The following is a 25350-nucleotide window of genomic DNA, read 5'->3' as shown; positions in this document are numbered from 1 at the left end:
GCGCACAAATGGAGACACCGGTCATGCCACGTTCCTACACCCTGTTCACCGGCCAGTGGGCCGACCTGCCGCTCGAAGAGGTCTGCCGGCTCGCCCGCGACTTCGGTTACGACGGCCTGGAACTCGCCTGCTGGGGCGACCACTTCGAGGTCGACAAGGCGCTTGCCGACCCGGCGTACCTCGCCTCCCGGCACGAGCTCCTCGACAAGTACGGCCTGAAGTGCTGGGCCATCTCCAACCACCTGGTCGGCCAGGCGGTCTGCGACCACCCGATCGACGAGCGCCACCAGGGCATCCTGCCGGCCCGTATCTGGGGCGACGGCGAGCCGGAGGGCGTGCGGCAGCGGGCGGCGGCCGAGATCAAGGACACCGCGCGGGCCGCCGCCGCGTTCGGCGTCGACACCGTCATCGGCTTCACCGGCTCGTCGATCTGGCACCTGGTCGCCATGTTCCCGCCGGTGCCCCCAGGCATGATCGAGCGCGGCTACCAGGACTTCGCGGACCGCTGGAACCCGATCCTGGACGTGTTCGACGCCGAGGGCGTGCGGTTCGCGCACGAGGTGCACCCGACGGAGATCGCGTACGACTACTGGACCACCCAGCAGGCCCTCGAGGCCGTGGACCACCGTCCCGCGTTCGGGCTGAACTTCGACCCGAGCCACTTCGTCTGGCAGGACCTGGACCCGGTCGGCTTCCTCTGGGACTTCAAGGACCGCATCTACCACGTCGACTGCAAGGAGGCCCGCAAGCGCCTCGACGGCCGCAACGGGCGGCTCGGCTCGCACCTGCCCTGGGGCGATCCGCGGCGCGGCTGGGACTTCGTCTCCGGCGGGCACGGTGACGTGCCCTGGGAGGACGTCTTCCGGATGCTGCGGTCCATCGGCTACGAGGGGCCCGTCTCCATCGAGTGGGAGGACGCCGGCATGGACCGGCTCCAGGGCGCCCCCGAGGCGTTGGCCCGGATGAAGCAGTTCGACTTCGAGCCGCCCAGCGCCTCCTTCGACGCCGCCTTCGGCGGCGACCGGTAGCACGACCAGGGGGAGCGGACGGCCCCCGATCGCCCCGGCGGCACGCAGGTGCCGCCGGGCGATCAGTGGTGCCCAAGAGCCGCTTTGTCCATTGGAAGGAAAAAGTTGAAGTTATTGCTGCACTACAGCTTTTGGTCCATGACAAAGCCCGCTACGGTCCCTGATATGTACAGGACAGGCACGTCTCCGGGGTGACGGCGCACCCCGGCGTTACCCACACGCCTCGTACGACCCTCCCGGAGGGACACCGTGCACAGGAAACGTCCGAGACTGCACAAACTGCACAAGGCGTTGACGCTGCTCGTCGGCGCTCTGCTCACCACCGCCTCACTCACCCTCGCCGCCCCCCACGCCGGCGCCAGCGAAGGCCGTCCGGTCGACGCGGCGGCCGCCTCCGAATTCCAGCAGGTCACCCTGGCCAAGGGGGTCGAGGAGACCGGCGAACCCATGTCCCTGGCCGTACTGCCGGACGGCAGCGTCCTGCACACCGCGCGGGACGGCACGCTCCGGCTCACCGACGGGGGCGGCACCACCCGGGTGGCCGGCCGGCTCGACGTCTACAACCACGACGAAGAGGGACTCCAGGGCGTCGGCATCGACCCCGGCTTCAAGGACAACCGTTTCGTCTATCTGTACTACGCGCCCAAGCTGGACACCCCGCTCGGCGACGCCCCCGAGACCGGCACCGCAGCGGACTTCGAGCCCTTCAAGGGCGTCAACCGTCTCTCCCGCTTCGTCCTGGACGCCAACGGCACCCTCGACGCGAGCAGCGAGAAGACGATCCTGGAAGTCCCCGCCGACCGCGGCATCTGCTGCCACGTGGGCGGCGACATCGACTTCGACGCGGACGGCAACCTGTACCTGTCGACCGGCGGCGACACCAACCCGTTCGAGTCCGACGGCTACGCCCCCATCGACGAGCGCTCGGACCGCAACCCGGCCTTCGACGAGCAGCGCAGCGCGGCCAACACCAACGACCTGCGCGGCAAGATCCTGCGCATCAAGGTGAACGCCGACGGCTCCTACGACATCCCCGACGGCAACCTCTTCGCGCCGGGCACGGACAAGACCCGGCCCGAGATCTACGCCATGGGCTTCCGCAACCCGTACCGGATGAGCGTCGACAAGGCCACCGGCATCGTCTACGTCGGCGACTACGGACCCGACGCGGGCGCCGCCGACCCGGCGCGCGGACCCGGCGGCCAGGTCGAGTTCAACCGCATCACCAAGGCCGGCAACTTCGGCTGGCCCTACTGCATCGGCAAGAACGAGCCCTACGTCGACTACGACTTCGCCACCAAGACCTCCGGCGAGCCCTTCGACTGCGACGCGCCGAAGAACGACTCGCCGAACAACACCGGCCTGACCGACCTGCCGCCCGCCCAGCCCGCCTGGATCCCCTACGACGGCAACTCGGTGCCCGAGTTCGGCGACGGCTCCGAGTCGCCGATGGCAGGACCGGTCTACCACTACGACGCGAACCTCGACTCGACCGTGAAGTTCCCGCAGGAGTTCGACAAGAACTTCTTCGCCGGGGAGTTCGGCCGGCGCTGGATCAAGCGCATCGTCGAGGGCGACGACGGCACCGTCCAGTCGATCAACGACTTCCCCTGGGCCGGCACCCAGATCATGGACATGGCCTTCGGCCCGGACGGCGCCCTGTACGTGCTCGACTACGGCACCGGCTACTTCAACGGCGACCAGAACTCCGCCCTGTACCGGATCCAGGACGCCAGCGCCGGACACACCCCGGACGTCGAGGCCACGGCCGACGTCACCACCGGCAACGCACCGCTGGCGGTCTCCTTCACCTCCACCGGGTCCGACGCCGACGGTGACACCGTCAGCTACGCCTGGGACTTCGGCGACGGTGCCACGGCCGACGGTGCCGACGCCCAGCACACCTACACCGAGGAAGGCAGCTACACCGCCACCGTCACCGCCACCGACAGCACCGGGCGCAAGGGAACGTCCAGTGTCTACGTGGTGGTCGGCAACACCGCGCCCACCGTCACCTTCGAGAGCCCGGCCGACGGCAGCCTGTTCAAGTTCGGCGACACCATCCCGTACAAGGTGAAGGTCACGGATGCCGAGGACGGCAAGGTCGACTGCTCGAAGGTGACCGTCAACTACATCCTCGGCCATGACACCCACGGCCACCCCATCACCTCGGCGCAGGGCTGCGAGGGCACCATCAGCGCCCCCGCCAGCTCCGACCACGACCCGAACGAGGACATCTTCGGCGTGCTGGACGCCCAGTACACCGACGGCGGCGGCGCGGCCAAGGCACCGCTGACCACCCATGCACAGATCAAGCTCCAGCCGCGGCAACGCCAGGCCGAGCACTTCAGCGACCAGCAGGGCGTCACCGTGGTCGACCGGACCGGTGCCAACGGCGGCAAGACCGTCAGCGACATCGGCAACGGCGACTGGATCTCCTTCACGCCCTACAACCTCACCGGTGCCACCCACCTGAGCGCACGCGTGTCCTCAGCGGGCACCGGCGGCACCCTCGAAGTGCGCGCCGGAGCCGCCGACGGCACCCTGCTGGGCTCCGCCGACGTGCCCGTCACCGGTGGCTGGGAGACGTTCAAGGACGTCGACGTGCCACTGAGCCACGTCCCCAAGAAGACCACCGACCTGTACCTGGTCTTCAAGGGCGGGGACGGTGCCCTGTTCGACGTGGATGACTTCACCATCCCGGAAGCCACCGCGACATCGGCGCACGACGCCAAGAAGGTCCTGGTCTTCTCCAAGACCGCGGGCTACCGCCACGACGCCATCCCGGACGGCATAGCGGCCCTCACCGAACTCGGCGCCGACCACGGCATCACCGTGGACGCCACCGAGGACGCCGGGGCGTTCACCGCCGACAACCTGGACCAGTACGACGCCGTGGTGTTCCTGTCCACCACCGGTGACGTGCTGGACGACACCCAGCAGGGCGCGTTCGAGCACTACATCGCCGACGGCGGCGGTTACATGGGTGTGCACGCCGCAGCGGACACCGAGTACGACTGGCCCTTCTACGGCGGCCTGGTGGGTGCCTGGTTCGACTCCCACCCGGCCATCCAGCAGGCCACCGTCCGCATCGAGGACCACGACAACCCGGCCACCGCCCACCTCGGCGACACCTGGCAACACACCGACGAGCTGTACAACTACCGCACCAACCCGCGTGACGCGGTGCACGTCCTGGCCAGCCTGGACGAGACCACGTACGACGGCGGCACCATGAACGGCGACCACCCGATCGCCTGGTGCCAGGAGTACAAGGGCGGACGCTCCTTCTACACCGGCCTGGGACACACCAAGGAGTCGTACGCCGACGACGCGTTCCGCACCCATCTGCTCGGCGGTCTCGAGTACGTCACCGGACAGGTCAACGCCGACTGCGCACCGCGCACCGGATACCGCGACCTGTTCAACGGCGAGACGCTGGAGGGCTGGCAGCAGGCCGGACCCGGCGGCTTCACCATCAAGGACGGCACGCTGAACTCCGAGGGCGGCATGGGCCTGCTCTGGTACCACGCCAAGGAGCTCACGTCCGGCTACTCCCTGAAGGTCGACTGGAAGATGGCCGGCGACGACAACTCCGGGGTGTTCGTGGGCTTCCCCGCCTCCGACGACCCGAACTCCGCCGTGGACAACGGCTACGAGATCCAGATCGACGCCACCGACGCCCCCGACCGGACCACCGGTGCGATCTACTCGTTCCAGGCACCGGACACCAAGGCCCGCGACCGGGCCCTGCACCCGCCCGGGGAGTGGAACACCTACGAGATCCAGGTCAAGGGCGAACACCTGACGGTGTTCCTCAACGGAGTCAAGATCAATGACTTCACCAACACGGACCCGGCCCGGAGCCTGACCGACGGTTACGTGGGGTTGCAGAACCACAGCGCCGACGACCAGGTGTCCTTCCGCCACGTCCAGCTGAAGGAACTGCCCACCAAGGGCACCTAAGGCGACGGCGGGCGGGAGACGCCGGACTCCCGCCCGCCGTCCTCCCCGTTTGCACCACGCGCCGGCGGACCCCGGGGCGCCTGCGCCGTGCGCGGCGCACGCCCACGGCACGGGGTGCGCCGGCATCGGTTCGCGTACGACAAGGAGGCTGCCCATGTCCGCCGAACCCCTCTCCGTCCCCCCGTCCGCCAGCGCCGCTGCCCCGGATCCGTCCGCTGCTCCGGGGCCCGCCCCGAACGCCGCCACCGGTTCCGGGACCGACGCACCCTCCGCAGGGGAGCCCGCCGGCGCGCCCGGCACCGAAGCTCCGTCCTCCGCGACGGGACCGGCCCGGGTCGGCATCTGGCTGATCGGCGCGCGTGGCTCGGTCGCCACCACCGTGATCGCCGGATGCGCCGCCGTCACGGCCGGGCTGCACCCGCCGACCGGCATGGTCACCGAGACCCCGCCCTTCGCGGCCGCGGCGCTGCCCGCACTGCCGTCCCTGGTCTTCGGCGGCCACGACACCGTCGACTGCCCGCTGCCCAAGCGCGCCGAGGCGCTCGCCGCCGGCGGAGTGCTGCCCCACGGGCTGCCCTCCGCGCTCGCCGCCGAACTGGCCGCCGCCGACCGGGAGATCGCCCCCGGCGGGCCGCTGCCCGGCGACACGCGCACCGAAGAGCAGCTCGTCGAGGCCTTCGCCGACGACATCCGCGCCTTCGTGCGCCGCGCAGGGTTGGCCCGCGCCGTCGTCGTCAACGTCGCCTCCACCGAGCCCGCCCCCACCGGCGACGCCCTGCCGCCCAGCTCGCTCTACGCGGCCGCCGCCCTGCGCGCCGGCTGCCCGTACGTCAACTTCACCCCGTCCACCGGGCTGCACCACCCCCGGCTGCACCCGGTCGCCGCGGAGTCCGGACTGCCGTACGCGGGACGCGACGGCAAGACCGGTCAGACGCTGCTGCGGTCCGTGCTCGGGCCGATGTTCGCCCAGCGTGCGCTGGCGGTGCGGGCCTGGTCGGGCACCAACCTGCTGGGCGGCGGCGACGGGGCGTCCCTCGCCGATCCCGCGGCGGCCGCCGCGAAGAACGCCGGCAAGGAACGCGTCCTCGCCGACACCCTCGGCGCCGCCCCGGAGGGCGAGGTGCACATCGACGACGTGCCTGCGCTCGGCGACTGGAAGACGGCGTGGGACCACGTCGCCTTTGACGGCTTCCTGGGCTCCCGGATGGTGCTCCAGACCATCTGGCAGGGATGTGACTCCGCGCTCGCCGCGCCGCTCGTGATCGATCTGGCCCGCTTGGTCTCCCGCGCCCACCAGGCCGGCCTGACCGGCCCGCGCCCCGAACTCGGCTTCTTCTTCAAGGACCCCGACCCCGGCGCCGCGGCCGCGCTCGGCGACCAGTACGCCGCGCTGCTGGCCTTCGCCCACCGGCTGCGGCACCCGGACGTGGCCACCGGCGGCTCCGCCGGCTCCGCGCCGGACGAAGGGCACCTCCGATGAGGCCCCGGCTTGCCGTGCTGCTCACCGGCGCGGTGGCGCTGGCGGTCGCGACCGCGGTGACCGGCGCGACGGTCTACCGCGACCGCAGCGGCAAAGGCTCCGGCACGGGTGCCACCGGGCCCGGGGAGGCCGCACCGCCCGGCCCGGACGGCGGGAAGGACGGGAACTCCGGGAAAGACGGACGGCCCGTGCCTGGCGCCGGCGGTGCTCGGGCCGGCAGCGGGGCGGACGTTCCTCGCGCGACGGCGGACGCTGCCCTGGACGGCGCGGGTGACGGGGGCTCGGCCGGGGCGGCCACGGAACCGGGTGGCAGGAAGGACGCGGAGCTCGGCGTCAAGACGGGTACCGAAGCGGTGGCCGGCGAAAGCGGCGCGCTGCGGGCCTGGGCCGAGTTGCTGCGGCTGCCCGCCCTGTTCACGGTGCCGGGCGACGCCCTCGCCGGCGCCCTGGCGAGCGGAACGCGGATCAACTCCGGTACCGCGCTCGCCATCGCCTCCTCCGTGTGCCTCTACGAGGCGGGCATGGCACTCAACGACTGGGCGGATCGCGCGGAGGACGCGGTGGACCGCCCGCACCGTCCGTTGCCGTCCGGCCGGATCCGGCCGTCCGCAGCGCTGGCCGCGTCGGGCGCGCTGACAGCGGCCGGGCTCGCCCTGGCCGCGGCGGCCGGACGCCCCGCCCGCACCGTGGCGACCTCTCTCGCGGCCACCGTCTGGGCCTACGACCTCGCCTTGAAGCACACTCCGGCCGGTCCGGTGGCGATGGCCGCGGCCCGCGGGCTCGACCTGCTGCTGGGTGCGGCAGCGACGGGCGGACGCATCCGGCCCGCGCTGTCCTCGGCCGCCACCCTCGGTGCGCACACCCTCGCGGTCACCGCCGTCTCGCGCCACGAGGCCCACGGTGGTTCGACGGGCGTTCCGCTCGGCGCGCTGGCCGTGACGGCCGGCGTCGCGCAGACCGTCATGGGCGGAAGGGGCGAGGGGCTGCACGCGGTACTGCACGGCGGACGCGGCCGTGGCGCAGCGGGCTCCGACCGCGGCGCGGTGGGTGGTCCCGACGGCGGCGACGTGGGCGCTCTCGACGGTGCGGCACTGCGCACCCCCGACCGCGGCGCACCGCGTGCTTCCGACCGCGGTGCGCCGCGCAACCCCGGTCACGCGGCGGCCGCCCGGCCGCCCGGTCCCGGACTCCCGGCAGGCCGACGGGAAGCAGCCTCCCGCGGCCTGCCGGGTCTGACGTCGGGTGTCCTGGGCGTTCCCGGTGTCCCGGGCGTTCCGGGGGGCCGAGGAGCCAGGGGCGCCCCGGGCATCGAGCGCGGCAGCCGTGACCTCGTGGCCGGAGCCGTGTGCACCGTGCTCGGTCTCGGCTACGCCGCCACGGCCGGGCGCGGGCTGCTGCACGCGGCGTTGAACCCTTCGCCGCAGCTCACCCAGCGCGCCGTGGGCGCCGGCATCCGCGCCACGATCCCCCTCCAGGCCGCGCTGGCCGCACGTGCCGGCGGTACCTGGACGGCCCTGGGCATCGCGGCGCTCGCCCCGGCGGCCCGTACCTTCGCACGGAAGGTGAGCGTGACATGAGCGAAGCCACCCCACGCCTCGGAAGCCCCGGCACGGTGCCGGACGGTACCGTGCCCGGCGATCCGCGGCGGCTCCGGTTCGGCTACGGCACCAACGGGCTGACGGACCTGCGGCTCGACGACGCCCTCGGGCTCCTCGCCGACCTCGGCTACCGCGGTGTCGGGCTCACCCTCGACCACATGCACCTCGATCCGCTGGCCCCCGACCTCGCCGACCGCACCCGTCGGGTGGCGCGGCGCCTGGACCGGCTCGGGCTCGGGGTCACCGTCGAGACCGGCGCGCGGTACGTGCTCGACGCACGTCGCAAGCACGGCCCCGCGCTGCTCGACCCGGATCCCGAAGGACGCGCGGCACGCGCCGACCTGCTGATCCGGGCCGTCCGGGTGGGCGCCGAACTGGGCGCGCACGCCGTGCACTGCTTCAGCGGGATCACCCCTGACGGCACCGACGAGCCGACGGCCTGGAAGCGGCTCGCCGACGCCTTCGCGCCGGTACTCGACGCGGCCGGCGCGGCCGGCATGCCGCTCGCCGTGGAGCCCGAGCCGGGGCATCTCGTCGCCACCCTCGCCGACTTCCACCGGCTGCGTGGCGAACTCGGCGACCCGGACCTGCTCGGGCTCACCCTCGACATCGGGCACTGCCAGTGCCTGGAGCCCGAGCCGCCCGACGCCTGCGTGCGCGCCGCCGCGCCCTGGCTGCGGCACGTCCAGATCGAGGACATGCGCCGCGGCGTGCACGAACACCTGCCCTTCGGGGACGGGGAGATCGACTTCCCGCCGGTGCTGAACGCGCTGGCCGCCACCGGCTACCAGGGACTCACCGTCGTGGAGCTGCCCCGCCACTCGCACGCCGGCCCCCGCCTGGCCGAGGAGTCCCTGCGTTTCCTGAGCGAGGCGGCCGCCACCGCCGCGACCTGCGCTGGACCTCCCTTCCCCGCGGCGCCGGAAGCACCCGTCGCGCCGGCCACCCCCGCCGCCCCCACCGGACCCGAAGGAGGCATGCCGTGACCGGACCTGCCGCCGGCACCGACCCCCTCCGTGGCGCGCTGGAAGCAGCGCTGGACGAGGCGGCACGCGACTGGCTCGACCGCGCCCTCGCGCAGGCCGCCGACGCCGCCCCGCCCGGCGGCCCCACGCCCGCGCCCGCCCCCGGCACCGCCCCTGCGACCGGCGCCGCCCCTGCCACCGGCGCCGTCGCACCCTCGACCCGCCGGCTGCCCGCCTGGGAACTGCGGTTCGCCGAGGCGGGCCGGCGCTGCGGGCCCGACCACGCGGACCGTGCACGCGTGCTGCTGCTGCGCGCCGCGCGCCCGGACCTCGACACGGTCACCCGGCTGTACACCCAGGGCAGCGCGGCCGAACGCCGCGCCGTACTGGCCGCGCTGCCGGACCTGGTGGCAGGCCCCGAGGCGCTGCCGCTGGTCGAGGACGCGCTGCGCACCAACGACACCCGGCTGGTGGCCGCGGCCGTCGGCAGCTACGCCGCGGCGCACCTCGACGCCCATGCCTGGCGGCACGCGGTCCTCAAGTGCCTGTTCACCGGTGTGCCCGTGGCCGCCGTGGCGGAGCTGCCGCGGCGCGCACGCGATGACGCCGAACTCGCCCGCATGCTCGGCGACTACGCCCAGGAGCGCAGGGCGGCGGGCCGAGCGGTGCCCGACGACCTGCGCCGCGTCCTGACCCTGACCGGCGTCACCACCGAGGAGTCCTGATGCGCATCTTCGACCCGCACATCCACATGACCTCCCGCACCACGGACGACTACGAGGCGATGTACCAGGCGGGCGTCCGCGCCGTCGTCGAGCCGTCGTTCTGGCTGGGCCAACCGCGTACCTCCCCGGCCTCCTTCCTGGACTACTTCGACTCGCTCCTCGGCTGGGAGCCGTTCCGCGCCGCGCAGTACGGCATCGCCCACCACTGCACGCTCGCCCTCAACCCCAAAGAGGCGAACGACCCACGCTGCGTGCCCGTCCTCGACGAACTGCCCCGGTATCTCGTCAAGGACAACGTCGTCGCGGTCGGCGAGATCGGCTACGACTCCATGACCCCGGCCGAGGACACCGCGCTCGCCGCACAGCTCCAGCTCGCCGTGGACCACGAGCTGCCGGCGCTGGTGCACACCCCGCACCGCGACAAGCTCGCCGGGCTGCGCCGCACCCTCGACCTGGTGCGCGAGTCGGCGCTCTCCCCGGAGCGGGTGCTGATCGACCACCTCAACGAGACCACCGTCAAGGAGGCCAAGGACGGCGGATGCTGGCTCGGCTTCTCCGTCTATCCGGACACCAAGATGGACGAGGAGCGCATGGTCGCCGTGCTCCAGACGTACGGGCCCGAGAAGGTGCTGGTCAACTCGGCCGCCGACTGGGGCAAGAGCGATCCGCTGAAGACCCGGAGGGTCGGTGACGCCATGCTGGCGGCCGGCTTCTCCGAGGACGACGTCGACCGTGTGCTGTGGCGCAATCCGGTCGCCTTCTACGGTCTGAGCGGACGGCTCGCCCTGGAGGTCGTGGCACCGGGGGCCACCCACGAGGGCAACTCGATCCTGCGCGGCGTCCCCAAGACGGCGGGGGAGTGAGCGATGCGCTTCCGGCATCCGGACGGGACCGTCGTCCATCTCGCCTACTGCACCAACGTGCACCCCGCGGAGACCCTGGACGGTGTCCTCGCGCAACTGCGGGACCACTGCGAACCGGTGCGCAGACGGCTCGGCCGGGACCGTCTCGGCATCGGCCTCTGGCTGGCCAAGGACGCCGCCCGCACCCTGATCAGCGACCCCGCTGCGCTGCGCGGTCTGCGCACCGAGCTGGACCGGCGCGGCCTGGAGGTGGTCACCCTCAACGGCTTCCCCTACCAGGGGTTCGGCGCCGAGCAGGTCAAGTACCGCGTCTACCAGCCGGACTGGGCCGACGCCGAACGGCTCACCCACACGCTCGACCTGGCCAGGCTGCTCGGCAGCCTGCTGCCCGCCGACGTGTCCGAAGGCACCATCTCCACCCTGCCGATCGCCTGGCGCGTCGGCTACGACGCGGCACGGGCCGCCACCGCCCATGCCGCACTCACCACCCTCGGCGAGCGGCTGGACGCGCTTCAGGAGCTGACCGGCCGCTCCATCCGGGTCGGCCTGGAGCCGGAGCCCGGCTGCACGGTGGAGACCACCGGCGACGCCATCGCCCCGCTCACCGCCGTCGGCCACCCCCGCATCGGGATCTGCGTCGACACCTGTCATCTCGCCACCTCCTTCGAGGACCCGGACGCCGCCCTGGCGGCGCTCGCCGCGGCCGGCGTCCCCGTCGTCAAGTCGCAGCTGTCCGCCGCCCTGCACGCCGAGCACCCCCGGCTGCCCGAGGTGCGCCAGGCCCTTGCCGCCTTCGACGAGCCCCGCTTCCTCCACCAGACCCGCACCCTGCACGCCCCCGGGGACGGTGCCGACGGGGCACCGCCCGGACCGGCCGGCGCGCGCTCGGCCCCGGACGCGACGGGCACCGCGCCGCCCGGAGCAGGCCGGGCCCCGGGCGGTCTGCTCGGCACCGACGACCTCGGCGAGGCCCTGAACGGCACCGGTCTGCCCACCGGCGCCCCCTGGCGGGCGCACTTCCACGTCCCCCTGCACGCGGCACCCGCCGCCCCGCTCACCTCCACGCTGGACGTCCTCACCGCCACCCTCGCCCGGCTGGTCGGCGGGCCGCACCCGGTCACCCGGCACCTGGAGGTCGAGACGTACACGTGGCAGGCGCTGCCGCCCGAGCTGCGGCCGCGCGGCCGAGCGCAACTGGCCGACGGCATCGCCGCCGAACTCACCCTCGCCCGCGACCTCCTGACGGACCTCGGCCTGAAGGAACTCCCATGACACCGCCCGCCGACCACACCGGCCCCGACCGCGACGACACGCGCCCCGCGGCACCTGTCGAATCCCCCGCAGACGCGCGGAACACCACGCCCGGGACCACGCCCGGCGCCGCACCCGGCCCCGCCGCCGGTGCCACCGCGCCCACGCCGCTCCTCGTCCTCGACGTCGTCGGCCTCACCCCCCGGCTCCTCGATCACATGCCGCATCTTCGGGCGCTGGCCCGCAGCGGCTCGCGGGCGCCGCTCGGTACCGTGCTGCCCGCCGTCACCTGTAGTGCGCAGTCGACCTTCCTGACCGGTACCACCCCCGCCGAGCACGGCATCGTCGCCAACGGCTGGTACTTCCGCGAGCTCGGTGACGTCCTGCTGTGGCGGCAGCACAATGGTCTCGTCGCGGGCGACAAGCTGTGGGACGCGGCCCGGCGCATCCACCCCGGGTACACCGTCGCCAACATCTGCTGGTGGTACGCCATGGGTGCGGACACCGACATCACCGTCACCCCCCGCCCCGTCTACTACGCGGACGGCCGCAAGGAACCCGACTGCTACACCAGGCCCCCGGACCTGCACGACGAACTCACCCGCACCCTCGGCACCTTCCCGCTCTTCCACTTCTGGGGTCCGGGCGCCGACCTCGTCTCCAGCCGGTGGATCATCGACGCCACCCGGCACATCCTCGCCACCCGCCGCCCGGACCTCGCCCTGTGCTACCTCCCCCATCTCGACTACGACCTGCAACGCTTCGGCCCCGACGACCCCCGTGCCCACCGGGCGGCAGCCGAGCTCGACGCGGCGCTGGCCCCGCTGCTGGACGATGCCCGGCGCACCGGCCGCACCGTCGTCGCACTCTCCGAATACGGCATCACACCGGTCAGCCGTCCCGTGGACATCAACCGTGTGCTGCGCCGGGCCGGGCTGCTGGAGGTCCACACCCAGGACGGCATGGAGTACCTGGACCCCATGGCCTCCCGTGCCTTCGCGGTCGCCGACCACCAGATCGCGCACGTCTACGTACGCCGCCCGGAGGACATGGACGCCACCCGGCGGGCGTTGGAAGGGGTCGCGGGCATCGAGCGGCTGCTGGACGACGAAGGCAAGAAGGCCCACCACCTGGATCATCCCCGCTCGGGCGAGCTGGTCGCCGTCGCGGAACCGGATGCCTGGTTCACCTACTACTACTGGCTCGACGACGCCCTGGCACCGGACTTCGCGCAGCTGGTCGAGATCCACCGCAAGCCCGGCTACGACCCGGTGGAACTCTTCATGGACCCGCTCGACCCGTATGTGCGGCTCAAGGCCGCGGGCGCGCTGGCCCGCAAGAAGCTCGGCATGCGCTACCGCATGGCGGTGGTGCCCCTCGACCCCTCACCTATTCGCGGCAGCCATGGCCGCCTGCCCGCGGACGGCGACGAGGACAACGGTCCGCTCATCCTGTGCTCCACCCCCCACGCCGTCGACGGCCGTATCGAGGCCACCGACGTGAAATCGCTGCTGCTTCATCTGGCCGGTCTGCAATGAAGCGGCTCCTGGTCTGACGCCAGTACACCACCCCCCACTGACAACGGGTGCTGACCAGCGGAAACGTGCAGACCACCGCTCATCCGGGCTGCCCCCACCAGCCGGGCGACACCACCCACCACCCACACCCACCACCTTCAGAACAGCACCTCACCCGCACCTCGAGGAGTCCCCGCATGACCCGCATCCGCCCCATCGCACGTTCCACCAGGACCCACGACGAGGAGCTCTCCCACCGGCTCAGCAGACGCGGCATGCTGGGCGTCGCCGCGGGCGCCACCGCCGCCGCCCTCGTCGGTTCTGCTGCCCATGCCTCGGCAGCCACCGCCTCCGCGACCCGGGAATCCGACGCGGAGCCGGCCCCGGCACCCGCCCACGGTTCGCCCGCCCTCCCCAAGGGCCGGCTCGGCATCCAGCTCTACACCCTGCGCGACAAGGTGGCGTCCGTCGGATTCGCCACCGTCTTCTCCGAGCTGGAGCGGTACGGCTACAGCGAGGTCGAGTTCGCCGGCTACACCCAGGACGCCGTCGGCCCGATCAGCCTCGACGAGCTACGCGCCCTGGCGCACGACCACGGCCTGACGCCGATCGGCACGCACGTCGGATACGCCGACGACAACAACCCGGACGCCTACACCTTCGCCCAGAACCTCACGAAGGTGCTGGACGACGCCGAGACGCTGGGGCTGCCGCACGTCGGCACCGCGTCGAACCCGGGACGGTACGGGCAGACCGTCGACGCCTGGAAGCGCGCAGCGGAGGAGTTCAACACCTACGGAGCGGCGGCCCGTGCGCGCGGCATGAAGTTCTACCAGCACAACCACTCGGACGAGTTCGCCTTCGCCACCGACCAGCCGGACGTGCGCCTGTACGACGTGCTGCTCGAAGAGACCGACCCCGACCTGGTCCACCTGGAGATGGACATCTACTGGGCGTACGCGGGCCAGTACCGCTTCTCCAAGCGCCCGGACGGCACCCCCGCGCCGTTCGAGCCGCTGGACTACGTGCTGAAGGCGCCGCAGCGCTACCCGCTGTTCCACGTGAAGGACGGCGTACATGACGAAACCGCCACCGACGGCTACCGCATGGTGGACGTCGGAGACGGAGACATCGACTATCAGACGTTCCTCACCGTGGTGGGCCGTACCCGGCGCGGGCACGACCACCACTGGCAGGTCGAGCACGACACCCCGGCCGACTCCTTCAGCACCGCCCGCCGCTCCGCGGCCTATCTGTTGAAGCTGCGCGAAGGACGAGGCTGAAAGGTCGGCCGGGGAGCCTCCTAGACGGCCTCCCTGCTGATCGGCTGCGGGTTCGGGGCGATGTCCCGGGCCCGCGGCCGACCGGGCTGGCGCAGCAGCAGCGCGATGAGGGCCGCCACCATCGAGACGCCGCCGGCGAGCGCGTAGGCGCCGTTGTAACCCCAGGCGTCCACCACCATGGCGCCCAGGCCGCCGCCGAACAGGCCGCCCACCAGCTTGCCGCTGTAGACCATGCCGTAGTTGGTCGCGTTGTAGTTCTCACCGAAGTAGTCCGGGGTGAGGGCCGCGAACATCGGGTAGAACGCGCCCCCGCCGAAACCGGAGATGAAGGCGAAGAACAGGAACAGCCCCTCGCTGTGGATGTCCCCCGCCAGGATCACGCCGAACTGGGCGAGGCCCAGGGTCACGATGACCAGGATCAACGCCGCCTTGCGGCCCATGATGTCGGACATCCAGCCCACCACGGCACGGCCGATACCGTTGATCACGGACATGATGCCCATGGACGTGGCCGCCACCAGCGGACCGAACCCGACCTCCTTGGCGAAGTCCACCTGGAAGGAGATGCCGAAGATGGACACGCCGCCGGTCATGACGACACACACCCACATCAGCGGCACCATGCCGGTGCGCAGGGCCTCCTTGGGGGTGTACTGCCGCACCGCGGGCGGGTTCTTCTCCATGCTGTTCGCCGACTTCGTCCGCTTCGGCGGGTTCAGCGGGTCGACCTCGGCGGGCCACCAGTTCTTCGGCGGGTCCTTGAAGAACCATCCGCAGGCGATCACCGCGAGCAGCACCCAGAGGCCGATCAGGTCCAGCACCGACTGGTAGTTACCGGTGTCGAACCAGTAGTTGAAGATGAATATGAAGGGCAGGGAGCCGTAGGCGAAGCCGCCGTTGACGAACCCTGTCTTGGCACCGCGGCGCTCCGGGAACCACTTGCCCACCATGTTGATACAGGTGGCGTAGATGAGGCCGGAGCCCAGGCCGCCCACCACACCGAAGCCCAGCAGGGCCAGGACCACGTTGTCGAAGTGCGAGAGCGAAAAGAAGCTCACCGCGCAGAGCGCCGCTCCGATGAAGACCGCACGGCGCGCGGTGACGTATCCCCGCTCGCGTAGCCAGCCCGCGGGGAAGGCGACCCCGGCCTGGAAGAACACCCAGACGCTCAGGAGCCAGAAGGTGTTGCTCTGTGTCCAGCCATGGGCCGAGGAGAGGGTGTCCTCCGCCGACCCGAAGGCGTACTCGGAGACGCTGATCGCCATCATCGCCGCCCACGGCAGGTACACCATGAGCTTGCGCGAGTAACCGAGGATTTCCCGGTCGGTCTCGCCGATGCGATACACGCGGCCTCTGCTGTCTGTCACCTCCCGGTACGCGACACCAGTCGCTTCCGGTTTCTCAGCTGTGCTCATGAAACATCCCCTTGGCTTCGAAAGAACTGGCCAGCGCCCCCTGTCCAAACCTCTTTCGCGCGCAGGACGGGGCCTAGGTGAGTAGTCCTGCGGCCCGTGCCCAGCGGTACTTCGCACCGAGAACCGCGACTGGCTTCTCGGTGGTATAGGGGTAGGCGACGACACCACGCTCGAAGAGGTACGCACAGGCCTCTTCGACCTCGGTGTCACCCGCCAGCGAAGCCACCACGGGCTTCTCGATGCCGCGTTCGCGGAACTCGGCCACCACGCGCGCGGTGAGTTCGGCGAAGACCATGGGCGGGGTCACGATCGTGTGCCAGTAACCCAGCACCAGCGCGTGGATGCGCGGGTCCTCGAGACCGAGCCGGATGGTCGCCTCGTACGTCGACGGTGGTTCGCCGCCGGTGATGTCCACCGGGTTGCCCGCCGCCCCGAAGGGCGGGATGAACTTCCGGAAGGAAGCGTCCAGGTCGGGCGGGATCTCCATCAGCGAAAGACCGTTGTCGGTCACCGCGTCGGACAGCAGCACGCCGCTGCCGCCGGCACCGGTGATGATCACGATGTTGTCGCCCTGCGGGGCGGGCAGCACGGGCAGCGCCCGCGCGTACTCCAGCATCTCGTTCAGACCCGGTGCACGGATGACGCCGGCCTGCCGCAGGATGTCGTCGTAGACGGCGTCGTCGCCGGCGAGCGCGCCGGTGTGCGAACCGGCCGCCTTGGCACCGGCCGCGGTACGGCCCGCCTTCAGGACCACGACGGGCTTCTTCGGCACTGTCGCCCGTGCCGCCTCGACGAAGGCCCGGCCGTCCTTGAGGTCCTCCAGGTGCATCGCGATGCACTCGGTGTTCGGGTCCTCGCCGAACCAGGTCAGCAGGTCGTCCTCGTCGATGTCGGACTTGTTGCCGAGGCCGACGATCGCGGATACACCCGTCCTGGTGGTACGCGCGAAGCCCAGGATGGCCATGCCGATGCCGCCGGACTGCGAGGTCAGCGCCACCCCGCCCTTGACGTCGTAGGGGGTGCAGAACGTGGCGCACAGGTCCTGCCAGGTGGCGTAGTAGCCGTAGATGTTCGGTCCGAGCAGCCGGGTCCCGTGCTCCTCGGCGATGCTGACGATCTCCGCCTGCATCTCGTGCTCGCCGGTCTCCGCGAAACCGGACGGGATCAGCACCGCGTTGGGGATGCCCTTGCGGCCGACCTCCTTGAGGGCGGCGGCCACGAACTTCGCGGGGATCGCGAAGACCGCCACGTCCACCTCGCCGGGCACGTCCGTCACGCTCTTGTACGCCTTGTGGCCCAGGATGTCGTCGGCCTTGGGGTTCACCGGGTGGATCTCACCGGAGAACCCGCCGTCGATCAGGTTGCGCATGACCGAGTTGCCGATCTTGCCCGCCTCGTTGGAGGCCCCGATCACGGCGATCGACCGCGGCTCCATCAGGCGCCGCATCGTGCCGAGGATCTCCTCGCGCGTGAAGGTGCGCCGCGGCTTGGGAGCGCCCTCGGCGAGGATCACCCGGATGTCGGCGGCGACGGCGCCGTCGGCCGTGGCGATCACCGGATTGAGGTCCACCTCGGCGATCTCCGGGAAGTCGGTGACCAGTTCGGAGACCCGGCGGATCTGCTCGGCGAGCGCCGTACGGTCGACCGGCTCGGCGCCGCGCACCCCGCGCAGCACCTCGGCGGCGCGTATCGAGTCCAGCATGGACGCCGCCTCGCCGTCGTCCACGGGCGCAAGACGGAACGTGACGTCCTTGAGGACCTCCACCAGCACCCCGCCGAGCCCGAAGGCGACCACCTTGCCGAAGGTGGGGTCGGTGACCGCACCGACGATGACCTCCTGCCCCTGCGGCAACAACTCCTGCACCTGGACGCCGTCGATCCTGGCGTCCGGCGCGTAGGCACGTGCGTTGTCGACGATCGTGTGGAACGCGGACTTGACGTCGGCGGCGCCCGCCACGCCGACCATGACACCGCCGGCGTCGGTCTTGTGCAGGATGTCCGGTGAGACGATCTTCATGACGACGGGACCGTCGAAGCGGGCCGCGAAGGACACCGCCTCGTCGACGTCCTTCGCCAGCCGCTCGCCGGGGACGGCGATGCCGTAGGCGTCCGCGATCACCTTGCCTTCGGGCGCGGTGAGGGCGGTGCGCCCCTCGGCCCGTACGGCGTCGAGAAGGCCCCGCACCTTCTGTACGCGGGTTCCTCCGGTGAGAGGGGTCATGGATCAGATCACTCCGTTCGACTTGAGCAGGCGCAGTTCCTCGTCCCCGAGGCCGAGTTCGCCGACGTACACCGCCTCGTTGTGCTCGCCCAGCAGGGGGGAGCTCTTGACCTCGACGGGGGAGTCGGACAGCTTCAGGGGGGAGCCGACCGTGGTGAAAGAGCCACGCTCGGGGTGGGCGACCTCGACGACCATCTCGTTGGCGGCCAACGAGGGGTCCTCGATGATCTCCTTGGTGGACAGGATCGGGCCGCACGGGATGTTGTGGGCGTTGAGCTTCTCCAGGACCTCCCACTTGGGGAGCGTCACGGACCACTCCTCGATCATCTGGAACATCTTGCCCAGCTGCGGCAGCCGGGCCTCCGGTGTGGCCCAGTCGGGGTCCTCGGTCAGCTCGGGCCGGCCGATCAGCTCGCAGATCGGTCCCCAGCCGACCGGCTGCACGATGACGTACACGTAGTCGTTGGGACCGCCCGGCGCGCACTTGACCGCCCAGCCGGGCTGGCCGCCGCCGGAGGCGTTGCCGGAGCGCGGCACCTCGTCGCCGAAGTCCTCGTTGGGGTACTCGGCGAGCGGGCCGTGCGTCAGGCGCTGCTGGTCGCGCAGCTTGACCCGGCACAGGTTGAGCACCGCGTGCTGCATGGCGACGTTCACGCGCTGTCCGCGTCCGGTGCGTTCCCGCTGGTAGAGCGCGGCGAGGATGCCGGCCACACAGTGCACACCGGTGCCGGAGTCACCGATCTGCGCTCCGGTGGCCAGCGGTGGGCCGTCGTCGAAGCCGGTGGTGGACATCGAGCCGCCCATGGCCTGGGCGACCACCTCGTACGCCTTGAACCTGGTGTACGGGCCCTCGCCGAAGCCCTTGATCGAGGCGTAGACGATCCGCGGGTTGATCTCCTGGATGCGGTCCCAGGTGAAGCCCATCCGGTCGATGGCGCCCGGGCCGAAGTTCTCGACCATGACGTCCGAACGGCGGATCAGCTCGGTCAGCAGCTCCTTGCCGCGTTCGCTCTTGGTGTTGAGGGTGATGCTGCGCTTGTTGCAGTTGAGCATCGTGAAGTACAGCGAGTCGACGTCCGGCAGGTCACGCAGCTGCTTGCGGGTGATGTCGCCGGTCGGCGCCTCCAGTTTGACGACGTCGGCGCCGAGCCAGGCGAGCAGCTGGGTGGCGGAGGGGCCGGACTGCACATGCGTCATGTCGAGCACGCGGATGCCGTCCAGTGCCCTGCCCTGTGCGCCGGTCCGCGTGGCCGTACCGGCCGTTCCGGGCGTGCTGGCCGCGTCGTGAGTGGTGGCCGTGCTGTCCAAGGGGGTCACCTCACTTGTACATGGTCTGGTTCATGGTTCCGGGGGCGTACGCGTCCGGGTCGACCCACACGTTGATCAGCGAGGGCTTGCCCGACTCGCGGGCCCGGCGCAGCGCGGGTCCGATGTCGGCGGGGTCGCGCACGGCTTCGCCGTAGCCGCCGAGCAGCTGGGCGAACTTGTCGTAGTGCACGTCTCCGAGGGTGTTGCCGACGCGCTCGCGGTCCTCGCCGTACTTGACCTTCTGGCCGTAGCGGATCTGGTTCATCGAGGAGTTGTTGCCGACGATGCCGACGAACGGCAGGTCGTAGCGGACCAGCGTCTCGAAGTCCCAGCCGGTGAGGCTGAAGGCGCCGTCGCCGAAGAGCGCCACGACCTCCTTGTCGGGCCGGGCCTGCTTCGCGGCGAGCACGAAGGGGATGCCGACGCCGAGCGTGCCCAGCGGGCCCGGGTCCATCCAGTGGCCGGGCGACTTGGGCTGTACCACCTGCCCGGAGAAGGTGACGATGTCGCCGCCGTCGCCGATGTAGATCGAGTCCTCGGTGAGGAAGTCGTTGATCTCGCTGACCAGCCGGTACGGGTGGATGGGGGAGGCGTCCGACCTGAGGTTCGGCAGGCGCTTCTCCAGCGCGGCCTGCTCGGCGGCGCGCAGCTCGTCCAGCCACTCCTTGCGCCGGGAAGCGCCCCCGTTGACCCGTCCCGAAGCGGCCTCCGTGACCGACTTCAGGACGAGCCCCGCATCGCCCACGATGCCGAGGTCGACGTCGCGGTTCTTGCCGACCGTGCGGTAGTCCAGGTCGATCTGCACCACCGTGGCGTCGGCGGAGAGCCGCTTGCCGTAGCCCATGCGGAAGTCGAACGGGGTGCCGACGATCACGATGACGTCGGCATTGGAGAACGCGTAGCGCCGCGAGAGCTGGAAGTGGTGCGGATCGCCGGGCGGCAGGGTGCCGCGGCCGGCGCCGTTCATGTACGCCGGGACGTTCAGGGTGCGCACCAGCTCGATGGCGGCCTCGGTGCCCCGGGTGGTCCACACCTGGCTGCCCAGCAGGATCGCCGGCTTCTCGGCGTGCACCAGCAGGTCGGCGAGCTTCTCGACCGCCTCGGGGTCGCCCGCGGTGCGGGTGGAGGCGCGGTAGTGCCCGGCCTTCGGGATCCGTGCCTTCTCCACGGGCACCTTGGCGTCCAGCACGTCGCGCGGGATCTCCAGGAACGACGGTCCGGGCGCACCGTGGTAGCACTCGCGGAAGGCCATCGACACCATGTCCGCGGCGCGCGCGGTGTCCGGCACGGTCGCGGCGAACTTGGTGATCGGGGTCATCATGTCGACGTGCGGGAGGTCCTGCAAGGAGCCCATCTTGTGCTGGGTGTGCGCCCCCTGGCCGCCGATCAGCAGCATCGGTGATTCGGCGCGGTAGGCGTTGGCGACACCGGTGACGGCGTCGGTGGTGCCGGGGCCGGCGGTGACCACCGCACAACCCGGTTTGCCGGTGATGCGCGCGTATCCGTCGGCGGCGTGGGCGGCCACCTGCTCGTGTCGTACGTCGACGACGTCGATGCCTTCGTCCACACAGCCGTCGTAGATGTCGATGATGTGGCCGCCGCACAAGGTGTAGATGACCTCGACACCCTCTGCCTTGAGTGCCTTGGCGACCAGATGCCCGCCGGAGATCAGTTCGGGGCTCTTGTCGCTGCTGTCGTCGGGCATGCGAAGTCCTCTTCTCCTCGTCTCTTCGTTGCGCGCCGTGGAGCGGGTGGGCTCCGGCGCTTCATCCGTGCTGCTCCCGCCGGGTTCGGCCGGCGGTCTCTACCTGTCGCCGGTAGATTGCATACAGTCGACGAATACTGTATGAAGCTTGTTATCCCGCATCCGGTGGATGGTGTCCAGGGGGCGTGCAGCACTTTTCAAGACGTCGGTGGAACTCACCCCGACGCCACGGCAGTCAGGAGCCGAGATGGACCTGTACGAACACCAGGCAAGGGAACTCTTCGAGGAACACGGCATCGTCGTACCGAAGGCGGACGTCACCGACACCCCCAAGGGAGCCCGCGAGATCGCCCGCCGCCTGGGCGGACGCGTCGTCGTCAAGGCACAGGTGAAGACCGGCGGACGCGGCAAGGCGGGCGGCGTCAAGATTGCCGCCGACCCCGCCGCCGCCGAACTGACCGCGCGCCAGATCCTCGGCATGGACATCAAGGGGCACACCGTGCGGCGGGTGATGGTCGCCGAGCCCGTCGACATCGCGCAGGAGTACTACGTCTCCTACGTGCTCGACCGCGCCGCAGGACGGTTCCTCGCGATCGCCTCCGCCGAAGGCGGCATGGACATCGAGGAGGTGGCCGCGAGCCGCCCCGACGCCGTCGCCCGCATCCCGATCGACCCCGACGAGGGCGTCACCTCGGCCAAGGCCGCCGAGATCGCGCGGGCCGCCGCCCTGCCCCCGCAGACCGTGGACGTCCTCGTCCGGCTCTGGGACGTGCTGGTACGCGAAGACGCGCTGCTCGTCGAGGTCAACCCGCTGGTACGCACCGCCCAGGGGCAGATCCTCGCCCTGGACGCCAAGGTCACCCTCGACGACAACGCCCAGTTCCGGCAGGCCCGCTGGGGAGAACACGGCCCCTGCGAGGCCCACCTCGCCGACGAGGCGGAGTCGCTGGAGGCCACGGCACAGGCCAAGGGCCTCAACTACGTCAAGCTCGACGGCGAGGTCGGCATCATCGGCAACGGCGCCGGCCTCGTGATGTCCACCCTCGACGTGGTGGCCGGCTGCGGCGCCCGCCCGGCCAACTTCCTCGACATCGGCGGCGGCGCCTCCGCCCAGGTGATGGCCGACGGCCTCGGCGTCATCCTCGCCGACCCGGACGTGAAGTCGGTGTTCGTCAACGTCTTCGGCGGCATCACCGCCTGCGACGCCGTCGCCGACGGCATCGTGCGCGCCCTGGACACCGTACGGCTCACCAAACCCGTCGTCGTACGGCTCGACGGCAACAACGCGGTGCGCGGCCGCACCATCCTCGACGCACACCGCCACCCGCTCGTCGAGCAGGCCACCTCCATGGACGGCGCCGCGCGCCGCGCCGCCGACCTCGCCCACGCCCACTGAAGGAGCCCGGACATGGCCATCTACCTCACCAAGGAGAGCAAGGTCCTCGTCCAGGGCATGACCGGCGGCGAGGGCATGAAGCACACCCGCCGGATGCTCGCTGCCGGCACCGACGTGGTCGGCGGCGTCAACCCGCGCAAGGCCGGCCAGAACGTCGACTTCGACGAGCGCTCCGTACCCGTCTTCGGCTCCGTCGCCGAGGGCATGGACGCCACCGGCGCCGACGTCAGCGTCGTCTTCGTACCGCCCGCCTTCGCCAAGGCCGCCGTCGTGGAAGCCGCCGACGCGGAGATCGCCCTCGCCGTCGTCATCACCGAGGGCATCCCGGTGCACGATGCCGTCGCCTTCCAGGCCCACGCGAAAGCCAGGGGCACCCGGGTCATCGGCCCGAACTGCCCCGGGCTGATCACCCCCGGGCAGTCCAACGCCGGCATCATCCCCGCCGACATCACCAAACCGGGCCGCATCGGCCTGGTCTCCAAGTCGGGCACGCTTACCTACCAGCTCATGTACGAGCTGCGCGACATCGGCTTCTCCACCTGTGTCGGCATCGGCGGCGACCCCGTCATCGGCACCACCCACATCGACTGCCTGGCCGCCTTCCAGGACGACCCGGACACCGAGCTGATCGTGCTCATCGGGGAGATCGGCGGGGATGCGGAGGAACGCGCCGCCGCCTACATCCGCGAGCACGTCACCAAACCCGTCGTCGGCTACATCGCCGGATTCACCGCACCCGAGGGCAAGACCATGGGCCACGCCGGAGCGATCGTCTCCGGCTCGTCGGGCACGGCGGCCGCCAAGCAGGCGGCACTGGAGGACGTCGGAGTGCGGGTCGGCGCGACCCCCACCGAGGCGGCCCGCCTGGTCCTGGACCGCCTGGGCTCCTGACCCGCCCCACGCGCCCACCGCGGTCAGCCTGACCGGGTGCGCATCCGCGACACGCCTGCGCACCGGGCACCGTCCGCGCCCTGGTCAGGCCACGCGCCCGGCCACACGCGAAGAGATTCCCGCACGATCCCGGCACGATCCCGCCCCGACTGAGCACCGCGAGCGGAGACACCTCATGCCAGCCACCTTCACCTCCACCCTCACCCTCAAATCCGGCACCTCCTGGGCCGACATCTGGGCGCGCTGCCTGGCCGCCGCACCCGAGGCGTTCCGCGACGACCGTGTGCTCAACCTGTGGGGCGCCACCTGGCGGGCCGACGGCCGGGCACTGCCCGCCGCCAGCCCCGTCGACCAGAGCCCGGTCGCCGGCCCGCCCCGTATCGACGCCGGCACCGCCCGGCAGGCCGTGCGCGCCGCGCTCGACCAGCACCGCGCCTGGCGGCACATCCCGCTGCCCGAGCGGCGCGACCGCGTGGCCGCCACGCTCGACGCGCTCACCCAGCACCGTGAGCTGCTCGCCCTGCTCCTGGTCTGGGAGATCGGCAAGCCGTGGCGGCTCGCCCGGGCCGACGTCGACCGTGCCATCGACGGCGTCCGCTGGTACACCGACGGCATCGAGTCGATGCTCGACGGCCGCACCCCGCTGGACGGCCCGGTCTCCAACATCGCCAGCTGGAACTACCCCATGTCCGTCCTGGTGCACGCCCTGCTGGTGCAGGCGCTCGCCGGCAACGCCGTCATCGCCAAGACCCCCACCGACGGCGGTGCGGCCTGCCTGACCCTGGCCTGCGCGCTCGCCGCCCGCGAAGGCATCCCGGTCACCCTCGTCAGCGGCGGCGGGGGGCAGCTCTCCGAGGCGCTGGTACGGGCGCCGGAGATCGGTTGCGTGTCCTTCGTCGGCGGGCGCGACACCGGCGCCGCCGTCGCCACCGCCGTCGCCGACCTCGGCAAACGCCACATCCTCGAACAGGAGGGCCTGAACACCTGGGGCATCTGGAACTACTCCGACTTCGACGCCCTCGCAGCCGTCGTCCCCAAGCTGTTCGACTTCGGCAAGCAGCGGTGCACGGCCTATCCGCGCTTCGTCGTGCAGCGCAGCCTGTTCGATGCGTTCCTCGACGCCTACCTGCCCGCGGTGCGCACCGTGCGGATCGGCCATCCGCTCGCCGTCGAGCAGCGCGACGACCCCTACCCCGACCTGGACTTCGGGCCACTGATCAACGCCGCCAAGGCCAAGGAGCTCGGCGACCAGGTCACGGAGGCGATCGACCGCGGCGCCGTGCCGCTGCACCGCGGCTCGCTCGCCGACGGCCGCTTCCTGCCCGGCCAGGACACCTCCGCATACGTTCCGCCCGTCACCCTCCTCCACCCGCCGCCGTCCTCCCCGCTGCACCACGCGGAGCCCTTCGGCCCGGTCGACACGATCGTCCTGGTCGACACCGAGGCCGAGCTGCTGGCCGCCATGAACGCATCGAACGGCGCCCTCGTCGCCACCCTCGCCACCGACGACCGTGCCACCTACGAGCGGCTCGCCCCGCAGATCCGCGCCTTCAAGGTCGGCCACGGCAGGCCGCGCTCCCGCGGCGACCGCGATGAACTCTTCGGCGGCTTCGGCGCCTCCTGGCGCGGCGCCTTCGTCGGGGGCGAACTCCTCGTCCACGCGGTGACCCACGGCGCCACCGGGGAGCGGCTGCCCGGCAACTTCCCGGAGTACCAGCTGATGCCGTGACCCACGGTC

At 71.4% G+C, this 25350-nt stretch carries 17 protein-coding genes; 13 read left to right on the top strand and 4 right to left on the bottom strand.

The annotated features are described in order from the left end of the window. The first annotated feature begins 23 nt into the window (after positions 1 to 23). The 10 genes from NQO67_RS16050 to NQO67_RS16005 all read left to right on the top strand — a co-directional run bounded on the left by NQO67_RS16050 (position 24) and on the right by NQO67_RS16005 (position 14676). Positions 24 to 1028 carry a sugar phosphate isomerase/epimerase family protein gene (locus NQO67_RS16050; protein ID WP_255950655.1) on the top strand — a complete coding sequence of 335 codons (1005 nt, stop codon included), beginning with the start codon at positions 24 to 26 and terminating at the stop codon, positions 1026 to 1028. Positions 1029 to 1277: 249 nt separating this feature from the next. Beyond that, the gene (locus NQO67_RS16045) at positions 1278 to 4994 is read left to right on the top strand and encodes a ThuA domain-containing protein (protein WP_255950654.1); all 3717 of its coding nucleotides are present in this window, start codon (positions 1278 to 1280) and stop codon (positions 4992 to 4994) included. Positions 4995 to 5148: 154 nt separating this feature from the next. Next, positions 5149 to 6474, top strand: coding sequence for an inositol-3-phosphate synthase (locus tag NQO67_RS16040; RefSeq protein ID WP_255950653.1), 1326 nt, complete (start codon positions 5149 to 5151; stop codon positions 6472 to 6474). Further along, positions 6471 to 8051, top strand: a complete 1581-nt coding sequence (locus NQO67_RS16035; RefSeq protein ID WP_255950652.1) for an SCO3242 family prenyltransferase — start codon at positions 6471 to 6473, stop codon at positions 8049 to 8051. The genes NQO67_RS16040 and NQO67_RS16035 overlap by 4 nt, the downstream gene beginning before the upstream one ends. Further along, a complete protein-coding gene (locus NQO67_RS16030) occupies positions 8048 to 9058 on the top strand; it encodes a sugar phosphate isomerase/epimerase family protein (RefSeq protein ID WP_255950651.1) in 1011 nt (336 codons plus the stop codon). Before NQO67_RS16035 ends, NQO67_RS16030 begins: the two co-directional genes overlap by 4 nt. Further along, complete coding sequence (locus NQO67_RS16025; protein ID WP_255950650.1) at positions 9055 to 9762, top strand: EboA domain-containing protein; 708 nt, start codon at positions 9055 to 9057, stop codon at positions 9760 to 9762. Before NQO67_RS16030 ends, NQO67_RS16025 begins: the two co-directional genes overlap by 4 nt. Continuing rightward, positions 9762 to 10625 carry a TatD family hydrolase gene (locus tag NQO67_RS16020; protein ID WP_255950649.1) on the top strand — a complete coding sequence of 288 codons (864 nt, stop codon included), beginning with the start codon at positions 9762 to 9764 and terminating at the stop codon, positions 10623 to 10625. The genes NQO67_RS16025 and NQO67_RS16020 overlap by 1 nt, the downstream gene beginning before the upstream one ends. A 3-nt stretch (positions 10626 to 10628) precedes the next feature. Then, positions 10629 to 11897, top strand: coding sequence for a metabolite traffic protein EboE (gene eboE / locus NQO67_RS16015; protein WP_255950648.1), 1269 nt, complete (start codon positions 10629 to 10631; stop codon positions 11895 to 11897). Beyond that, entirely contained in the window at positions 11894 to 13414 is a 1521-nt protein-coding gene (locus tag NQO67_RS16010) for an alkaline phosphatase family protein (protein ID WP_255950647.1), read from the top strand. Before eboE ends, NQO67_RS16010 begins: the two co-directional genes overlap by 4 nt. A 176-nt stretch (positions 13415 to 13590) precedes the next feature. After that, positions 13591 to 14676: a sugar phosphate isomerase/epimerase family protein gene (locus NQO67_RS16005; RefSeq protein ID WP_255950646.1), complete on the top strand. Its 1086-nt coding sequence runs from the start codon at positions 13591 to 13593 to the stop codon at positions 14674 to 14676. 20 nt (positions 14677 to 14696) lie between these two features. Here the strand turns inward: NQO67_RS16005 and NQO67_RS16000 are convergent, their stop codons facing one another. From NQO67_RS16000 to NQO67_RS15985, 4 genes are all read right to left on the bottom strand, one after another. Beyond that, a complete protein-coding gene (locus tag NQO67_RS16000) occupies positions 14697 to 16091 on the bottom strand; it encodes an OFA family MFS transporter (protein ID WP_255950645.1) in 1395 nt (464 codons plus the stop codon). A 73-nt stretch (positions 16092 to 16164) separates the two neighbouring features. Further along, positions 16165 to 18312: an acetate--CoA ligase family protein gene (locus NQO67_RS15995; RefSeq protein ID WP_255950644.1), complete on the bottom strand. Its 2148-nt coding sequence runs from the start codon at positions 18310 to 18312 to the stop codon at positions 16165 to 16167. A 3-nt stretch (positions 18313 to 18315) separates the two neighbouring features. Further along, positions 18316 to 19533, bottom strand: coding sequence for a formyl-CoA transferase (gene frc / locus NQO67_RS15990; RefSeq protein WP_255950723.1), 1218 nt, complete (start codon positions 19531 to 19533; stop codon positions 18316 to 18318). A gap of 97 nt (positions 19534 to 19630) precedes the next feature. After that, complete coding sequence (locus tag NQO67_RS15985; RefSeq protein ID WP_255950643.1) at positions 19631 to 21325, bottom strand: thiamine pyrophosphate-binding protein; 1695 nt, start codon at positions 21323 to 21325, stop codon at positions 19631 to 19633. A gap of 247 nt (positions 21326 to 21572) precedes the next feature. Between NQO67_RS15985 and sucC the strand changes: the two genes are divergently transcribed. The 3 genes from sucC to NQO67_RS15970 all read left to right on the top strand — a co-directional run bounded on the left by sucC (position 21573) and on the right by NQO67_RS15970 (position 25341). Continuing rightward, complete coding sequence (gene sucC / locus NQO67_RS15980; protein WP_255950642.1) at positions 21573 to 22721, top strand: ADP-forming succinate--CoA ligase subunit beta; 1149 nt, start codon at positions 21573 to 21575, stop codon at positions 22719 to 22721. Between the two features lie 12 nt (positions 22722 to 22733). After that, positions 22734 to 23612, top strand: coding sequence for a succinate--CoA ligase subunit alpha (sucD, locus tag NQO67_RS15975; RefSeq protein ID WP_255950641.1), 879 nt, complete (start codon positions 22734 to 22736; stop codon positions 23610 to 23612). Between the two features lie 175 nt (positions 23613 to 23787). Beyond that, on the top strand, positions 23788 to 25341 hold the full coding sequence (locus NQO67_RS15970) for an aldehyde dehydrogenase family protein (protein WP_255950640.1): 1554 nt from the start codon (positions 23788 to 23790) through the stop codon (positions 25339 to 25341). The last annotated feature ends 9 nt before the right edge of the window (positions 25342 to 25350 follow it).

Source organism: Streptomyces odontomachi (genome assembly GCF_024435355.1).
In the GTDB taxonomy this organism is placed as follows: domain Bacteria; phylum Actinomycetota; class Actinomycetes; order Streptomycetales; family Streptomycetaceae; genus Streptomyces; species Streptomyces odontomachi.
The sequence above is the reverse complement of the archived record's forward strand: the minus strand, read 5'-3'. Positions and strand labels throughout refer to the sequence as shown.